This window comes from Bradyrhizobium sp. WSM4873 (assembly GCF_055811355.1).
This window is the reverse complement of sequence record NZ_JBVVPS010000023.1, coordinates 68,248-83,436: the sequence shown is the minus strand read 5'-3', so window position 1 is coordinate 83,436 and position 15,189 is coordinate 68,248. Positions and strand designations below refer to the sequence as shown.

The 15,189-nt window shown below is 63.4% G+C and carries 15 protein-coding genes; 7 read left to right on the top strand and 8 right to left on the bottom strand.

The genetic code is table 11. The features are described from left to right. Positions 1-20 precede the first annotated feature (20 nt). From AC0L21_RS26550 to pncA, 6 genes are all read right to left on the bottom strand, one after another. On the bottom strand, positions 21-836 hold the full coding sequence (locus tag AC0L21_RS26550; protein ID WP_473264685.1) for a sugar phosphate isomerase/epimerase family protein: 816 nt from the start codon (positions 834-836) through the stop codon (positions 21-23). A gap of 463 nt (positions 837-1,299) precedes the next feature. Beyond that, complete coding sequence (locus AC0L21_RS26545; RefSeq protein ID WP_473264684.1) at positions 1,300-2,565, bottom strand: DUF1236 domain-containing protein; 1,266 nt, start codon at positions 2,563-2,565, stop codon at positions 1,300-1,302. A gap of 109 nt (positions 2,566-2,674) precedes the next feature. Beyond that, complete coding sequence (locus AC0L21_RS26540; RefSeq protein WP_473264683.1) at positions 2,675-3,061, bottom strand: GrlR family regulatory protein; 387 nt, start codon at positions 3,059-3,061, stop codon at positions 2,675-2,677. A gap of 14 nt (positions 3,062-3,075) precedes the next feature. Further along, positions 3,076-5,109, bottom strand: coding sequence for an NAD(+) synthase (locus AC0L21_RS26535; RefSeq protein ID WP_473264682.1), 2,034 nt, complete (start codon positions 5,107-5,109; stop codon positions 3,076-3,078). Positions 5,110-5,249: 140 nt separating this feature from the next. After that, a complete protein-coding gene (locus AC0L21_RS26530; RefSeq protein WP_473264681.1) occupies positions 5,250-6,365 on the bottom strand; it encodes an alpha/beta fold hydrolase in 1,116 nt (371 codons plus the stop codon). 16 nt (positions 6,366-6,381) lie between these two features. Then, entirely contained in the window at positions 6,382-7,020 is a 639-nt protein-coding gene (gene pncA / locus AC0L21_RS26525) for a bifunctional nicotinamidase/pyrazinamidase (RefSeq protein ID WP_473264680.1), read from the bottom strand. A gap of 254 nt (positions 7,021-7,274) precedes the next feature. On the opposite strand from pncA, the gene glk reads away from it, so the two are divergent. From glk to AC0L21_RS26510, 3 genes are all read left to right on the top strand, one after another. Then, the gene (gene glk, locus AC0L21_RS26520; RefSeq protein ID WP_473264679.1) at positions 7,275-8,246 is read left to right on the top strand and encodes a glucokinase; all 972 of its coding nucleotides are present in this window, start codon (positions 7,275-7,277) and stop codon (positions 8,244-8,246) included. A 142-nt stretch (positions 8,247-8,388) separates the two neighbouring features. After that, the gene (locus AC0L21_RS26515) at positions 8,389-8,592 is read left to right on the top strand and encodes a hypothetical protein (protein ID WP_018457896.1); all 204 of its coding nucleotides are present in this window, start codon (positions 8,389-8,391) and stop codon (positions 8,590-8,592) included. Positions 8,593-8,734: 142 nt separating this feature from the next. Beyond that, the gene (locus AC0L21_RS26510; RefSeq protein ID WP_473264678.1) at positions 8,735-8,899 is read left to right on the top strand and encodes a hypothetical protein; all 165 of its coding nucleotides are present in this window, start codon (positions 8,735-8,737) and stop codon (positions 8,897-8,899) included. A 61-nt stretch (positions 8,900-8,960) separates the two neighbouring features. On the opposite strand, the gene AC0L21_RS26505 is transcribed toward AC0L21_RS26510, so the two are convergent. Both AC0L21_RS26505 and AC0L21_RS26500 read right to left on the bottom strand, forming a co-directional pair. Further along, a complete protein-coding gene (locus tag AC0L21_RS26505; protein WP_473264677.1) occupies positions 8,961-9,338 on the bottom strand; it encodes a response regulator in 378 nt (125 codons plus the stop codon). A 112-nt stretch (positions 9,339-9,450) separates the two neighbouring features. Beyond that, positions 9,451-10,242, bottom strand: a complete 792-nt coding sequence (locus AC0L21_RS26500; RefSeq protein ID WP_473264676.1) for a Spy/CpxP family protein refolding chaperone — start codon at positions 10,240-10,242, stop codon at positions 9,451-9,453. A gap of 484 nt (positions 10,243-10,726) precedes the next feature. Here AC0L21_RS26500 and AC0L21_RS26495 point away from each other — a divergent pair, with 484 nt between their 5' ends. From AC0L21_RS26495 to AC0L21_RS26480, 4 genes are all read left to right on the top strand, one after another. Beyond that, the gene (locus AC0L21_RS26495; RefSeq protein ID WP_473264675.1) at positions 10,727-12,067 is read left to right on the top strand and encodes an ABC transporter substrate-binding protein; all 1,341 of its coding nucleotides are present in this window, start codon (positions 10,727-10,729) and stop codon (positions 12,065-12,067) included. A 148-nt stretch (positions 12,068-12,215) separates the two neighbouring features. Next, the gene (locus AC0L21_RS26490; RefSeq protein WP_354047776.1) at positions 12,216-13,154 is read left to right on the top strand and encodes a carbohydrate ABC transporter permease; all 939 of its coding nucleotides are present in this window, start codon (positions 12,216-12,218) and stop codon (positions 13,152-13,154) included. Then, positions 13,154-14,065 (top strand): carbohydrate ABC transporter permease, encoded by a 912-nt coding sequence (locus tag AC0L21_RS26485; RefSeq protein WP_018457902.1) that lies wholly within the window; start codon positions 13,154-13,156, stop codon positions 14,063-14,065. Before AC0L21_RS26490 ends, AC0L21_RS26485 begins: the two co-directional genes overlap by 1 nt. Before the next feature lie 6 nt (positions 14,066-14,071). Then, positions 14,072-15,172, top strand: coding sequence for an ABC transporter ATP-binding protein (locus AC0L21_RS26480; protein WP_473264674.1), 1,101 nt, complete (start codon positions 14,072-14,074; stop codon positions 15,170-15,172). The last annotated feature ends 17 nt before the right edge of the window (positions 15,173-15,189 follow it).

Sequence of the window (15,189 nt, the reverse complement as noted above, 5' to 3'; positions counted from 1 at the left end):
CCTGCCGGTTTTTTGGTCGGCTATTCGGCGAGACCGAGCGCGGCCAGATGGGCTGCGCCAGCGCGGACGTCGTTGTGATTGCGAAGTTCGAGGATCAGCCGGGGGTTGGAATTCAGCCGGCCCAGCGCGCGGAACACGGTGACCCACGGGATATTGCCTTCGCCCGGGGCCCAGTGCCGGTCGGCAAAGCCATCGGTGTCCTGCAGGTGGACATGCGTCAGCATGTCGCCGGCGGTTTCGACATAGTAGTCGACCGGCGGCGCGCCGGTGGAGATGTGCGCGTAGTTGGCGTGGCCGGTGTCGAGGGAGACGCGCACCTTGCTGCTTTCGAGCGCCTTGGCGAGACGCACGCGATCGCGCGGATCCTTGTCCTCGATGTTCTCGATCACGATCTCGCAGCCGATGGTTTCGGCGCGCACGATCACCTCGGCGAGTGTCGCCTTGACGCGTTCGACGAGATTGCCGCGATTATCTGGATAGAGGTCGAGGTTGTTGTGGTCCCAGGTCGTGAACGGCGAATGGATCACCATCTGCGTCGCGCCGAGGAACTCGGCGGCCTCGAGGCCCTGAAGCAGGCGTTTCGTCACCACTTGGCGGATCATCGGGTCGTGGCTACCGATCGCGAAGCCCCAGAACGGTCCGTGGATGCCGAGCCGGCCGGTATGACCTGACAGCATCTGCTTGATTTCGCTAGCAGCACTTCGCCAGTCGCCGTCGAGCAAGTCCGCGCGAAAGAAATCCTGAATCTCGAGGTCGCGCTGCCGTTCGAGAAGCCAGTCGCGATGCGCAGGGATCGATTTGAAGGACAATGCGGCGCCCAGTACCGGCTTCGACATGGCTTGCTCCTCGGCCGTCAACAATGACGGGAGCAGCGCTAGACCAGTTAAATGACAGGCCGGTGAAATGCAGGTTCCGAGGCGCTGAGGAGATGTGGACATCCCCGCGATCGCGTGCATCGAATAAAGGCAACGCGAGTGCGGCGTGCAGACGCATGCATCCGCGCGCGGATCAAGCGCGTTCGAGTCCGTAGTGATCCGGAATGGAATCCTATTCCGATGTCGCGTACATCGCGGGACATCGATCGGCGGCCTTCCAAGGGCATCACCCTCTGATCGCGCACCACGGGGTTGGGGGACCACATGGGGCGGAGGGATCAAAGGCTGGGGCAAGGTTAACGAGGTCCGGACTCCTAGGCACTCCGGACCTCGGGACTTTCTAGATTGAACGTGATTTCGCGCCGCCGGCTTGATCAGCCGCGCGGCGCGAGGTCGTTTTGGCGTCGTTGTGCCGACACGGGCGCTATCGCGTCTGCGGCTCGATCGTCACCGTGCAGTCGCCCTGCCCTTGTGTCGCGACCACGATGTTGCCGGCGGGAGCGCCGAGGGCGATCGGCGCGGACGAGCCGCCGCCGGGCATCTGGACAGTCACGCTCAAGGAATCGGTTCGCGCGGTCGAGCCTACGGTCGAGGGCTCTGCCTGGGCCACATTGCCCGAGGCGTCACGCCGCATGATCTGGCAATTCACGTTGCTGGCGCCGGCCGCCGCCATGCTCGACGAGGTGCCGCCGCTCATTTGGGCGCGGGCGCGCGACGGATCGCGAGGCACCTGGCTGACGATGCGATGCGTCCGCGGCTCCACAATGACGACGTCGTCACCCGTCGTAAAATATTCGTAGTCCCGATATTCGGGCTCGATCGAGACGATCTCGGGCGGAAGCCTGTGGAGACGCACGCGCGAGGGAATGGTCTCGCCGACCCGGATCGAGATGTTCAGATTGCGCTCCGGCTCCGCCAGGCGTGCATGGCTCACCGTTTCGGAGATCCGCACCTGCTTCTCGGACGAGACCTGGGTCTGCTGATTGGTCTGCGTGTTGGTCTGGTTCGTCTGGTTGGCTTGATTGGTCTGCGTGCCCGAATTGGCAGGCGCGGTCTGCGCGTTGTTGGTCGGGGCCGTCCGGTTCGTGTCGGTCGCGGTTGCCGGTCGGTTGTTCTGCTGTGCCGGCTGCTGCTGCTCAGCCGCGTTGCGCGGCGGCTGGGTCTGGTTGCGCTCGTTCTGGTTGGCCGCGGCACCCGTGCGCTCGTTCTGCTGACTAGACGTACCGGACTTGGACTTGTCGGACTCGGCCGTTGTTTTCTGCGGCGCGGTCTTGTCCTGCTTCGTCTCGGCGCTGCTCTTGCCGTCGCGCCCCGGCTTCGTGTTCTCGGCGTCGCGGCTGCGATCGCGTGAAGGCTCGCGGGAGTCTTGTGCCTGATCCCTCGACTTCGGCTGGTTGCGCTCGGCCGAACTGGCCGGCTGGCGCTTGTCGTCACTCGCGTCCTGCCTGGCAGCGCCGCCCTTCTCCTCGCGGTCAGCGCCGTGCAATCTCTCCTGGGCGCCCTGCGCCCGCTCTTGAACGTGCTCTTGAACACGTTCCTGGGCGCCGCCGCGCTGCGGTGCGGCGCCTTTCGCCGGCTCCTCGGTCCGTCTCGGCTCGTCTCTACGCTCACCGGGCGCCTGGGCGTAGGCGATGCCGGAAGCAAGCATCAGTCCGATAGCTGCGGTCGATAACATCAAGTGCTGGCGCATGGTCCCTCTCCTCGAAATTCGCAACAACAGACGCGAACGCTCTGTGGGTGCGAAGGTTCCTGATCAGGAACGAGGACCGATTACGCCGGTCTCACATCTCAGGCGGGTCTCACATCGGGTTCTTCAGCGTGAGCCGCGCCGTGAATGTCACACTGGTCTTGCCGACCAGCGCCATGCCTTCGACCTCGGCGCCGTCGGCGGAATAGTCGCCTGAAAAGCCGCAGGTCACTTCCCTGCCGCCGAACGCAAGCGGCTTGCCGACGGCCTCGGTGTGCTGATTGACGGTCATATCGCCGCGCCATTTCCCGTTCCGGAAAGTGTAGCCGCCGGTGTAGTAGAAATAGCTGTCGCCGCCCATGATGCGGCCATCGCAGAGCACGACGACGCCTTTGGCCTGGCCGCGCTTGCCGTCGCGCATCTCGATCTCAAAGATGTAGAGGCCGTTGAGGACGTTCTGTGGGTTGCCGCCCTGCTCGGGCCCATCGCCGGCCGACATCGCTCATCTCCCGTTCAAACCGGCACGTTCCGTTCGAGATCTTCAAGCCAAGCCGCCGCGCTCGAATCCGACGGCGCGCGCCAGTCGCCACGCGGCGACAACGAGCCGCCGGCCGACACCTTGGGTCCGTTCGGCATCGCCGAGCGCTTGAACTGGCTGAAAGCGAAGAAGCGGCGCAAGAACACCTCCAGCCAGCGGCGTATCTCGGGAAGGTCATAGGCCTTGCGCCGATCGTTCGGGAACGCCGGCGGCCATTCGCCTCGCGCGACGTCCTTCCACGCCTGCAGCGCCATGAAGGCGATCTTGGACGGCCGCATGCCGAACCGCAGCGTGTAGAACAGGTTGAAATCCTGGAGCTCGTAGGGACCGACGGAAGCTTCCGTGCTCTGCGGCTTCTCGCCAGGCTCGGCCGGAACCAGCTCCGGCGAGATTTCGGCCGACAGGATCGATCCAAGCGTTTGGTTGACGTCGTCGCTGAACTGCTTGGAAGCAATCACCCAGCGGATCAGATGCTGGATCAGCGTCTTCGGCACCCCGGCGTTGACGTTATAGTGCGCCATCTGGTCGCCGACGCCGTAGGTGCACCAGCCCAGTGCGAGTTCGGAGAGATCGCCGGTGCCAATCACGATGCCGCCATGATGGTTGGCGAGCCGAAACAGGTAGTCGGTGCGCAGACCCGCCTGTACGTTCTCGAATGTGACATCGTAGACCTTCTCGCCCTTGCCGAAGGGATGGCCGATGTCCTTCAGCATCTGCGTCGCCGTGGTGCGAATGTCGAGCTCCTGCCAACTCGTCTGCAACGCCTTCATCAGCGCCAGCGCATTGGTCTTGCTCTCGCTGCCGGTGGCAAAGCCCGGCATGGTGTAGGCGAGAATGTTCTCGCGCGGCAGGCCAAGGAGGTCGACGGCCTTGGCGGCGACGATCAAAGCGTGGGTGGAATCGAGCCCGCCCGAGACGCCGATGACGACGCGCTTGGTGCCGGTCGCGCGCATGCGCTGGACGAGGCCCGCGACCTGAATGTTGTAGGCCTCATAGCAGTCCTGCTCGAGCAGGCTCTCGTCGCTCGGCACGAACGGAAAGCGCTCGATCTTGCGCAGGAAGCCGATATCGGCGGCCGGCGGCTTCAGGGCGAAGCTGACTTTCCGAAAGAAGCCTTCGCGCTGCCGGCGATTGTCGTCGAAGGTTCCCATCAGCGCGCGCTCCTGCCTGAGCAGGTCGAGATCGACATCAGCTAGCGTGATCTGGCCGCCCTGCCGGAACCGCTCGCCCTCGGCCAGCAGCACGCCGTTCTCGTAGATCGAGGTCTGGCCGTCCCAGGCCAAATCCGTGGTCGATTCCCCTGCCCCGGCGGCGGAATAGACGTAGGCAGCCAGACAGCGCGCCGAAGTCGATTGGCACAAGAGCGCGCGCGAGCGGGCGCGGCCGATCGTGATCGGGCTGCCCGAGAGATTGATCAGCACGCTCGCGCCCGCAAGCGCGAGCTCGGAGGCCGGCGTGACCGGGATCCACATGTCCTCGCAGATCTCGACGCCGATGGTCAGGCCCGGTACGTCCTCGGCCGCGAACAGGAGGTCGACGCCGAACGGGGCGTGCAGCCCGCCAAAGGCGACCATCTCTCCGACGATGCCGGCGCCGGAGGCGAAATGCCGTCCCTCGTAGAATTCGCGATAGGTCGGCAGATAGCTCTTGGGCACGACGCCGAGGATTTTGCCGCGATGGATGACGACCGCGCAATTGTAGATACGATTGCCAAAGCGCAGCGGTGCGCCGACGATCAGGATGGTCATCAGGGCCGAGGATGCCTCGACGATGGCCACGAGCCCGCGCTCGACCGCGTCGAGCAGCGGATCCTGCTTCACGAGATCTTCGATCGCATAGCCGGACAGGCACAGTTCGGGAAACACGGCGACTGCCACCGATTGCGCGTGACAGTCCTTCGCTGCCGCCAGAACCGCAGCCGCGTTTGCCGTGGGATCAGCCACATGAGAGGTGGTGACGCAGGCCGCCACGCGCGCAAATCCGTGGGCATAGATCGAGTGGAAACTCATCGAGCACAGTCCCTTTGTCTCGTCGCGACCGGCCTCCGCCAGCTCTGGACTCCATTTAACCCATCGATATCGCCCCGTGCAGGCCATTCGACGGCATGCATAACGGATTTGCAGCTTCGCTGCCCGGCCCTTGGGTCGTCTCAGGCGCTGCGCACCAGCATGCCGGGCAAATCGTCGCGCAGCCACTCGGCGATCCGGGGCCAGGCATGGGTGTGGGTCCGCGCGCCCATGAACAGGCCAAGATGGTTGCTAGGCTGGGAGGCCGCCGCAATGAAAGCCGGTGGTATGCCGAGCAAGCCGGCGGTGGCGAGCGCCTGCGCAGCCGGCACGACGTCGTCATCGAGCCCGGCCAGCAGGAAGACCGGCGCCTTGACGTCCTTCAGATCAATCACGCGGCCGAGTGCCGTGAATTCGCCGCGCGCGATCCGGTTCTCCCGGAAAATCCAATTGACGATCTCGAGATAATAGGTGCCGGGCAGATTAAGAGGCTCGGCGTTCCAGCGCTCGAACCGTGCCAGCAGCGCCGCACCCTCTTCGCCGCAGAGGTCGCTCTGCAGCGCCGTCGCGATATCGTCGCGACTCGGCGATCTCGACCAGACCCGCAGCATCTCCTCGCCGCTGACATTGCCGCCACCGCGGGCGACGAGCTGGTCATAGACCATCTCCGGTGCGTTGCGGGCGAGCTGCGACAGCCTGGAGTCGATCGAGAGGTCGACGGGCGCGCCTGCCAGCACCAGCCGCCGCACCTTGGCGGGAAAGCGCGCCGCATAGAGCAGCGACAGCCAGCCACCCTGACACAGGCCGACGAGATCGACCGGCGCGCCGATCTCGTCGATGGCGACGTTGAGATCGCCGAGATAGCTGTCGATCGAGAGATAGCGCATGTCGGGTGCGGCCGAGCGCCAGTCGGTGAGATAGACCCGGTCGATGCCGCCATTCTGCAGGGACTGCACCACGCTGTGGCCGGGCGCGAAGTCGGCGATCAGGGCCCGGTGCAGCGCATAGGGCGCGCAGACCAGTGCCGGCTGGCCGGACCCCGTCCGCGTGCAATCGCGCAGGCGCATGGTCGCAAGCTCCAGCGCGACGGAGTTGGGCGTGGTCCACGGCAGGCTGCTGTCGAGCTGCTCCGGCGGACCGCGCTCGAGCCATCCGAAACAGGCGTCCATGGCCAGCCGAGCCGCAGCGAACGGCCACAGCAGCGGGTCATCCGGGACCGGGCCCGGTGCGCGCTGCTGTTTGCCGGTCTTCTCCGCCATGGCTATCTCGCGGTCCTCACAGGAAGCCCTCGAAGCTGACGAGCGAAATACCGCGCTCCCGAAAACTCTGATGGGTCGCGGCCACCGAGCCGTCGAGATCGATTCCGCGGCAAGCGTCCTCGATGACGGCGACCTCGAATCCCGCCTTGCGGGTATCCTCCGCCGAGAAGCGGACGCAGAAGTCGAACGCGAGGCCGGCGATGAAGACGGTGTTCAGCTCGCGTTCCCGCAAATATCCGAGCAGGCCGGTCGGCGTTTTCAGGTCGTTCTCGAACAGCGCCGAATAGGAATCGATGCCGCGCCGAAACCCCTTCCGCACCACCAGGCTTGCGCGGGTGACGTCGAGATCGCGGTGAAATTCAGCGCCCGCCGTGCCTTGGACGCAATGGCTCGGCCACAGCACCTGGACGCCGTAGTCAAGCACGATGGTCTCGAACGGCTGTTTGCCCGCATGGTTCGGGGCAAAGGAGACATGATCGCGAGGATGCCAGTCCTGGGTCAGCACCACATTGGCGAATTTTTGGGCGATCCGATTGATGGCGGGGACGACCTTCTCGCCGCCGGGCACCGCGAGCGCCCCACCCGTGCAAAAATCGTTCTGCACGTCGATGACCAGCAACACGTCCCGGTCGGAAATCTTCATCGCAAGGTCCATTGCAGGCCATTCCGCGCGACGGGCGCCGAACGCACGCGTCCAGTGTCGATCTTCCCGCGCTGCTTCGCAACCACCCGCAGGTGCGGCCATCTGCGCAAATGCCCCCGTCGGTCCCCGGATGCAACAGTTTGGGCTGATGCGTGTTGACTAGATCCACCCGGGGACGGATTCTGAAAAGCCGTTCGCATCTTGCGATCGGATAGAGTGGAGGAAGCGGTTCCCGCAGCCAAAAGGGCTGCGGCAGCCATATGCACATGACAATCGGCAAGACAGGACAGATTCTTCTCGCCGATATCGGCGGCACCAATGCGCGCTTCGCGCTCAGCCAGGGCGACCAGACCGGACCGATCGACTACGTGAAAGTGGCAGACTTCCCAACCGTCCGGGAAGCCATTGCCGATGTTCTCGCGCGTCGCTCCGGCGGCAAACCGCCCCCAAGAGCCGTGCTGGCCGTCGCGGGCCCGGTGACCAACAACCGCTGCGTCATGACCAACAGCCCGTGGGTCATCGACGGCAACGAGCTTCAGTCGGCCCTCGGCTTCGACAGCGTCCATGTTCTCAACGATTTCGAGGTGGTGGCCTGGTCGCTGCCCGCGCTGCAGCCCGCTGACCTGATCCCGCTCGGCGGACAAGATGGCCTTCCCGGAGAGCCGTTGCTGGTGGTCGGACCCGGAACCGGCTTTGGCGTTTCCTGCCTGGTCGAGCGCCACGGCTCTCGGCTGGCCGTCGTCACCGAGGCGGGCCACGCGACCCTGCCGGCGGAGGACGAGCGCGAGGAACGCGTGATCGCGTCCATGCGCCGACGCCTCGGCCATGTCTCCATCGAGCGTGGCGCATTGTCCGGTTCGGGTCTGCAAAGCCTCTACGAGGCGCTGGCCGAAGTGGAAGGCGCGCAGGTGCCGCATCGCGATGCTGCCGCTATCACGAAGTCGGCCCTGGAAGGCAGTTGCGAGCTCAGCCGCAAGACGCTGGAGATGTTTTGCGCCATTCTCGGCTCGGTCGCGGGCAATCTCGCGGTCACCTTCGGCGCCCGCGGCGGCGTCTATATCGCCGGCGGAATCGTGCCGCGCTTTCCCGACTTCCTCGCAGCCTCCGCATTCCGGGCGCGCTTCGAAGCCAAGGGACGCTTCCAGGACTATCTCCGCGACATCCCGACCATGCTGGTCACGAAACCCGATGCGAGTTTCGTCGGACTGACGATGTTCGCGGAGCACAACCAGCCTTAACGGCGCGCGCTTCCGGCCGCGGGTTCCAGCAATTCACAACTGATTAACGAGCACGCGCGCGCGACGCGGGATCGTGCTTGCGCGCACGTCCCGGATGAGAAACAATCCTGGCTTGTGTGTGGCGTAATTGCGGGGGCGTGACATGCGTAAGCAGGATCTGGGTTTCGACTATCACCGCTATCACCGCCTGCTGCTCGAGGCGGACGACGAGGGCAAGCGGCTGGCCCTGATCGAGCTCTTGATCGAGGAAAAGGCGCGTGACCGGCTCGCCGCCCAGCGCGCTTCGGACCGTGCGGCCATGACGGCCCACACCATCGCTACGGTGCTGAAGAACGGGCGCCACTGAACGAGTGAACGCGCTCCAGTGCCCGAAAACGCGGCATCAATTGCCATTTCGTTAACGATCCCTCGAAAGCTCGCGTCAAACTTTTTGCTCTAGGAGTTCCCTTACCTGATGCAATTCAGGGGCAACAAAGGGGGGAATGAACATGAGCATGATTTCGATCGGCGCAATGCCGGCCACCATCGAAACGCGTTTGGCCGATTCTTCGTTTTCTTCGTTCAAGACCATCTTGCTGTTTTGCTGCACGGGCCTGGTCGCCTCGTTCGGCCTGATGGCGCGCGGCATCGATCTCGGCGCCGGCCTGATGTGAAACCGCGACGCATTCCGTCGCGAAATGGCCGCCCTGACGGGCGGCCATTTTGTTTTTGGTCTCAGTGCGGCGTCTTCGCTAGCGATTCCGGAAACATCGAATCGATCATCGCCTTTAGCTGATCGATCGAAATCGGCTTGCGCAGGATCGGCCGACGTCGGAGCAAGGACGGCAGCAGCTCCGGACCATAGCCTGTGGCGAACAGAAACGGCTTGCCGCGACGCTCGATCAGGTCCGCGACCGGATCGACGTAGACGCCCTTGAGATTGATGTCGAGGATCGCAAGATCGTACTGTGCGGTCATGGCGAAAGCACTGGCGTCCCGGACATTGTCCGCTTCCGCGGCGACGTGGTGGCCGAGTTCCCCCACCATGTCCGCCATCATCATCCGGATCAACGTCTCGTCTTCGACCAGGAAAACGGAGAGTCCGTCCGCCATATCAACCCCGCCATCAGCTTTCCGAAGCTAATCATAACCGAATCTCGAAGAGGATTCACGAATTCGTGGCGGGCGCCGTTAATTCAGACGCGCCCGATCCGATTCAACTTGATCAATCCAGTCCGCGTTCGTGGCTGAGCCGCACCATCTCCTGTACGAACACCTGCTTCTGCTTGTCATCGAGGCTCGAATAGAGGGGCTCGGCGGCGTCGGCTACATTGCGCTGGTCGGCAGCGCGGTCGATGAGGAATTGGGCCTCGTTGCGCATCTGCTCGACGATGTCGTCGGGTGGATCCCGCTTGGCGCGCGCGACCCGCAGGTTGAGCCGCTCGGCACCGTTATGCCCGAGGTAGTGCATGGCGCTCGAGAAGCCGTACCAGTGCTTCTCCTGGTCGGGCGTGAGGTTCAGCTCGGTCTTGATCCGCTCGATATAGGAGTCGCTGTTGGTGACGATCTGGTCGGCGGTCAATTGCGGCGCGCCGGTCTGGGTGAGGACCGTGACATCCTTGTCCTGCGGCGCGTTCTTCGCCTCCTTGCTCGCCTTGGCGCCCTTGCCAGCCTTGGCGCTCTTGGCATCCTTGTCCTTGCCGGCGCCCTGCTTGGCGTCTTTGGCAGCGTCCTTGCTCGAATCCTTGCTCGGATCCTTGGCGGCGGGCGCCTGATTGCCATTATTGCCAACACCGAGCACGCCGGTGAAAACGCCGACCACACCACCGATCGCGCCGCCGAGCACGCCGCCGACCGGACCTGCCGCCTTGTTCCCGGCTGCCGCTCCTTCCTGAACCCCTTTGACCAGGCCTTGAGCGTTCGCCACCGCGGCTGCGCCGAGCAGCAACACGAAAACGGATCCCAGCGCGAACCATCGTCGCAGGTTAAGCCGCGCGAGCGGCGCCGGGTTGATCATTCTGGTCTCCATCTCGATCTGATTAGGCCGTTGGGGGTGAGAACCACCCGCCAGTTGCAACTCTATCGTTTTCACCGCTTCGAGGTCTAGCCACCGACAATTGCTATCCACGCCCGAAAAGTGTTTGGCGCGAGGCGCTTATGCAGGCTTATTCGAAACTGCGGCGTAATTGCGCATGCATCGACCGGGCGGGTCGGCGCAAAGTGTGCGTCGCAAAATGACCGATCGTGATTCATGGCCCGCGCAAGACATCGAGGGCGCTGCCGCCTTCCCGGACACAACGTTAGTTCTAGGCGCAAGCCGTTCGGTTTTCTCGACAGACGCAATCAATCATGATCTGATCGCGCTACCAATTTGCCTTCGAAGCCGACGGCATCAACAAGAAACGTCGAACAAGAAACTTTCAAAAAGAAAATCAAAAGTAGAACTCGGAAGAGTTCAGAGGAAACGCCAGAACAATAAAACACCCAAGCGAGGAAACGAGATGTCACGCAAGACACTGACGCGACGTCAATTTGTGGCTGCCACTGCAATGTCCTCCACGGCGCTGATCGCGGCGCCCTATGTCCGAGGCGCTTACGCCGCCGGCAAGCTCTCGATCGGCTTCTGGGACCACTGGGTGCCCGGCGCCAACGATGCCTCCACCGCGCTCGTCAAGGAATGGGGCGAGAAGGAGAAGGTCGAGGTCTCGATCGACTACATCACCAGCAACAACAAGAAGATCGAGCTGACGGCAGCGGCCGAGGCCCAGGCCAAGTCCGGTCACGACATTCTCCAGATGCCGAGCTGGTGGCCGCACGCCTATTCCGAGAATCTCGAACCGCTCAACGACGTCATGGAGCCGCTCATCAAGCAGAACGGCGAGGTGAACGACACCGTCAAATATCTCGGGCGGTCGGGCGGCAAATGGCTCGCAGTGCCCGCGACGCCGGGAAGCCAGATCAAGGGCCCCTGCTCCCGCATAGATCTGATGAAGAAGCACGCCGGCATCGACGTGCAGGAGATGTATCCAATCGGCGCTCCGCCGAAGGCGGACAACTGGACCATGGAGACGTTCCTGAAGGCGGCCGAGGCCTGCCACAAGGCCGGCTTCCCCTTCGGCATCGGTCTCGGCGAGACCACCGACAGCGTCGACACCGCCGGCGCGATCTTCCAGTCGTTCGGCGCCGAGCTCGTCAACGCCAAGGGCGATATCACCGTCAAGACCGACGCAGTGCGGCAGGCACTCGAATTCTACAAGAAGCTGATCGCCGTCCTGCCCACGGATGCACCGTCCTGGGACGATGCCTCCAACAACAAATGGCTGATCTCGGGCCGCGGGGCGATGATCCTGAATCCGCCGAGTGCCTGGGCGGTCGCCAAGCGCGACGCACCGCAAGTCGCCGAACAGTGCTGGACGCACGGCTTCCCGTCCGGTCCGAAGGGACGTTTTGCGCCCTTCCTGCCGTACTTCTGGGGCGTCTGGGCCTTTGGCAAGAACAAGGAAGCGGCCAAGAGCTTGCTCGTTCACCTGTCCTCGCCAGCGGCGATCGAGAAGTTCGTCGCGGCGAGCGGCGGGTACGATCTGCCGGCCTACGCGAACATGACAAAGTTCAAGACCTGGGCCGAGGAAGGGCCGCCGAAGGGCACGCTCTTCCACTATCCGGATCCCTACAAGCAGCAGACGATGTCGATCGCCGCGTCTCCGGCGCCGCCGAAGATCGCCCAGCAGATCTACTTCCAGGCGACGCTGACCAAGATGGCGCTGCGCTTTGCGCAAGGAGAGAAGTTGGAAACCGCGCTCGCCTGGGCCGAAGGCGAGTGCGAAGGCTTCATGCGGACCTGAGCCGGGTATGCGCCATGGCGGTTCACGCTTCGCGCGTGAGCCGCCGAGGCACTCCTCGCTCGATCCGCTTGCCGAATGAAGCCGACGGCTGCGCCGGCTTCGCCGTTCTAGATATCCCGCTACGTGTCCTGCAAAAGAGGCTATCGTCATGGCCGATGTCGTCGTTGAGCAAGGCCGTCTCGCTCGAGCTGCAAGCCCGCGCAAACGGGCGAGCCTGCGCAATGCAATGGGACGGAAATCGACCGTCGCGTTCTTTCTGACGCTGCCGCTGATCCTCCTGATCGCCCTGCTCGTGCTTTATCCCGCCTTCTATTCGGTCTACCTGGCGACGCTCAACAAGGCGATGACCAAGTTCGTCGGCCTCAGCAACTTCACCTTCCTGTTCAAGCGCGAAACGTTCTGGATGGTGGTGAGGCAGTCCTGCATTTTTGCGATTACCGCCGTGGTCTTCAAGGCGCTGATCGGCTTCATCGTCGCGCATTTCGTCCACAACATTCCCGGCAAGAAGCAACGTAAATGGCGCGGCATGCTGCTGGTGCCCTGGGTGATCCCACCGGCGATGAGCACGCTGGCATGGCTGTGGCTGTTCGACCCTTCCTACAGCGCCTTCAACTATACGCTATCGTTCTTCGGCATCGGTCCGATCCCGTGGCTCGGTGACACCTTCTGGGCGCGCTTCTCCGTCATTCTCGTCAACGTCTGGTACGGCGCGCCGTTCTTCCTGATCATGTACCTGGCCGCGCTGAAATCCGTACCCGACCAGCTCTACGAAGCCGCAGCGATCGACGGCGCCAATTGGTGGCAGAAGATCTGGCACATCACCTTGCCGATGATGCGCAACATCATCGCCATCACCACGTTGTTCTCGCTGATCGTCACTTTCGCCAATTTCGACATCGTGCGCATCCTCACCTCCGGCGGTCCGCTCGACCGGACGCATCTGTTCGCCACATGGGCGTTCCAGGTCGGCATCCAGAGCAGCGACATTCCGCTCGGCGCCTGCGTCTCGCTGTTCATGGTGCCGATCCTCGCCGTCGCAGCGGTCTTCATCCTGCGCGATGTCAACAAACGTGGGAACGAAGCCTGATGAGCACCCTCGCAATCGACAAGGCCGGACCGACACGCAAGGTCAAGCTTCGGAGTATGAGCCGCGACCGCACCTGGGCGCTGCGCTGGTCGTACTTTTTCCTGGTGCTGTTTGCGATCTTCTTCCTGATCCCGCCGATCTACATGCTGATCACCTCGCTCAAGAGCAGCGCGGAGATCTCGGCCGCCACCAATCCGTGGTGGGTCTTTCATCCGACCCTGTCGAACTATGTCGAGCTATTGACCTCGAACCAGTTCCTGCGATTCTTCTGGAATTCGTCGATGATCTCGATCGTGGTCGTGATCGTGACGATGCTGATCAGCATTCCGGCGGCGTTTGCACTGGCGCGGATGAAGTTCTGGGGCTCGGCGACGCTCGCGACCGGCGTCTTTCTCACCTATCTGATCCCGGACAGCCTCCTGTTCATTCCCTTGTTCAAGATGCTCGCGGTGGTCCAGGACGTCACCGGCATCACTCTTCTCAACCGCTGGTACGTGCTGGTGTTCATCTATCCGACGCTGACCGTGCCGTTCTGCACCTGGATCATGATCGGGTATTTCGCCTCGATCCCGAAGGAGCTGGACGAGGCGGCGCTCATCGACGGCGCCTCATGGCTCCAGACCCTGACGCGGATTTTCATCCCCGTCGCGCTGCCCGGCCTGATCGCAGCGACCATCTTCGCCTTCACCGTGTCCTGGGCGCAGTTCCTCTATCCCCTGGTGTTCACGACATCCATCGACCAGCTGGTGCTGCCGGTCGGTATCACCACCACGCTGATCAAGGGGGACGTCTTCAACTGGGGTCAGATCATGACGGGCGCGCTGCTTGGCGCTGCCCCGCCGCTGGTCATCTATGCCTTCTTGATGGACTATTACATTGCCGGCCTGACCGCCGGCGCGACAAAGGGTTGATGTCTTATGGCTGAGGTTGCGTTGCGGAAGGTGGTCAAGCGTTACGACGACGTCGAGGCGGTGCGCGGCATCGATCTCGACATCTCCGACCATGAGTTCATCGTGCTCGTCGGCCCCTCCGGCTGCGGCAAGTCGACGACGTTGCGGATGATCGCGGGGCTCGAGGACATCACCGACGGCGACATCATGATCGGCGGGGACGTCGTCAACGATGTGCCGCCGAAGGACCGCGACATCGCGATGGTGTTTCAGAACTACGCGCTCTACCCGCACATGACGGTCGCGGAGAACATGTCGTTCGGGCTCCGGCTCAAGCACTATCCCAAGGCCGAGATCAAGGCGCGGGTGACGGAGGCCGCCCGCCTCCTCGACATCACCGACCTGATCGACCGCAAGCCGAAGCAGCTCTCCGGCGGCCAGCGCCAGCGCGTCGCCATGGGGCGGGCCATCGTGCGCAACCCGAAAGTCTTCCTGTTCGACGAGCCGCTGTCCAATCTCGACGCCAAGCTGCGCGTGCAGATGCGGATCGAGATCAAGAAGGTGCACCAGAAGGTACGTACCACGACGGTCTACGTCACCCACGACCAGGTTGAGGCGATGACGCTGGCCGATCGCGTGGTGGTGATGAACAAGGGGCGGATCGAGCAGATCGGTACCCCGAACGAGCTCTACCACAAGCCGGCGACGCGCTTCGTCGCGGGCTTCATCGGCTCGCCGGCGATGAACTTCATTCCGTGCCGGCTCGAGGACGTCGGCGGCAAGCTCAACGTCCGCCTGACGGACCGCATCTCATTCCCGTTGCCGCCGGCCCGCGCCGCCCGTTACAGCGCACTGCCCCGAGCCGAGAACCTGTTGCTCGGCATCCGTCCCGAACATCTCACGGAATCGCACGCGCATCTCGAGCCGGGTGTCGAGACCTTCGACACGGTGCTTGATGTCACCGAGCCGATGGGAATGGAGACGCTGGTCTATTTCGGACTGGACGGCACGCCGATCTGCGGCCGTGTCGATCCCAATGCGGGCGCCAAGGACGGCGGCCCCATGCGTTTGGCGATGGACCTCAACAATATGCACCTGCTAAACGAGGCGACCGGCGCCGTCTTGTGACGGCCGGCCAAGAAACT

What these genes read in the sequence shown, in the direction of transcription:
- AC0L21_RS26550 (WP_473264685.1), bottom strand. Translation starts at nt 836, where the DNA reads ATGTCGAAGCCGGTACTGGGCGCCGCATTGTCCTTCAAATCGATCCCT.
- AC0L21_RS26545 (WP_473264684.1), bottom strand. Translation starts at nt 2,565, where the DNA reads ATGCGCCAGCACTTGATGTTATCGACCGCAGCTATCGGACTGATGCTT.
- AC0L21_RS26540 (WP_473264683.1), bottom strand. Translation starts at nt 3,061, where the DNA reads ATGTCGGCCGGCGATGGGCCCGAGCAGGGCGGCAACCCACAGAACGTC.
- AC0L21_RS26535 (WP_473264682.1), bottom strand. Translation starts at nt 5,109, where the DNA reads ATGAGTTTCCACTCGATCTATGCCCACGGATTTGCGCGCGTGGCGGCC.
- AC0L21_RS26530 (WP_473264681.1), bottom strand. Translation starts at nt 6,365, where the DNA reads ATGGCGGAGAAGACCGGCAAACAGCAGCGCGCACCGGGCCCGGTCCCG.
- pncA (WP_473264680.1), bottom strand. Translation starts at nt 7,020, where the DNA reads ATGGACCTTGCGATGAAGATTTCCGACCGGGACGTGTTGCTGGTCATC.
- glk (WP_473264679.1), top strand. Translation starts at nt 7,275, where the DNA reads ATGACAATCGGCAAGACAGGACAGATTCTTCTCGCCGATATCGGCGGC.
- AC0L21_RS26515 (WP_018457896.1), top strand. Translation starts at nt 8,389, where the DNA reads ATGCGTAAGCAGGATCTGGGTTTCGACTATCACCGCTATCACCGCCTG.
- AC0L21_RS26510 (WP_473264678.1), top strand. Translation starts at nt 8,735, where the DNA reads ATGAGCATGATTTCGATCGGCGCAATGCCGGCCACCATCGAAACGCGT.
- AC0L21_RS26505 (WP_473264677.1), bottom strand. Translation starts at nt 9,338, where the DNA reads ATGGCGGACGGACTCTCCGTTTTCCTGGTCGAAGACGAGACGTTGATC.
- AC0L21_RS26500 (WP_473264676.1), bottom strand. Translation starts at nt 10,242, where the DNA reads ATGATCAACCCGGCGCCGCTCGCGCGGCTTAACCTGCGACGATGGTTC.
- AC0L21_RS26495 (WP_473264675.1), top strand. Translation starts at nt 10,727, where the DNA reads ATGTCACGCAAGACACTGACGCGACGTCAATTTGTGGCTGCCACTGCA.
- AC0L21_RS26490 (WP_354047776.1), top strand. Translation starts at nt 12,216, where the DNA reads ATGGCCGATGTCGTCGTTGAGCAAGGCCGTCTCGCTCGAGCTGCAAGC.
- AC0L21_RS26485 (WP_018457902.1), top strand. Translation starts at nt 13,154, where the DNA reads ATGAGCACCCTCGCAATCGACAAGGCCGGACCGACACGCAAGGTCAAG.
- AC0L21_RS26480 (WP_473264674.1), top strand. Translation starts at nt 14,072, where the DNA reads ATGGCTGAGGTTGCGTTGCGGAAGGTGGTCAAGCGTTACGACGACGTC.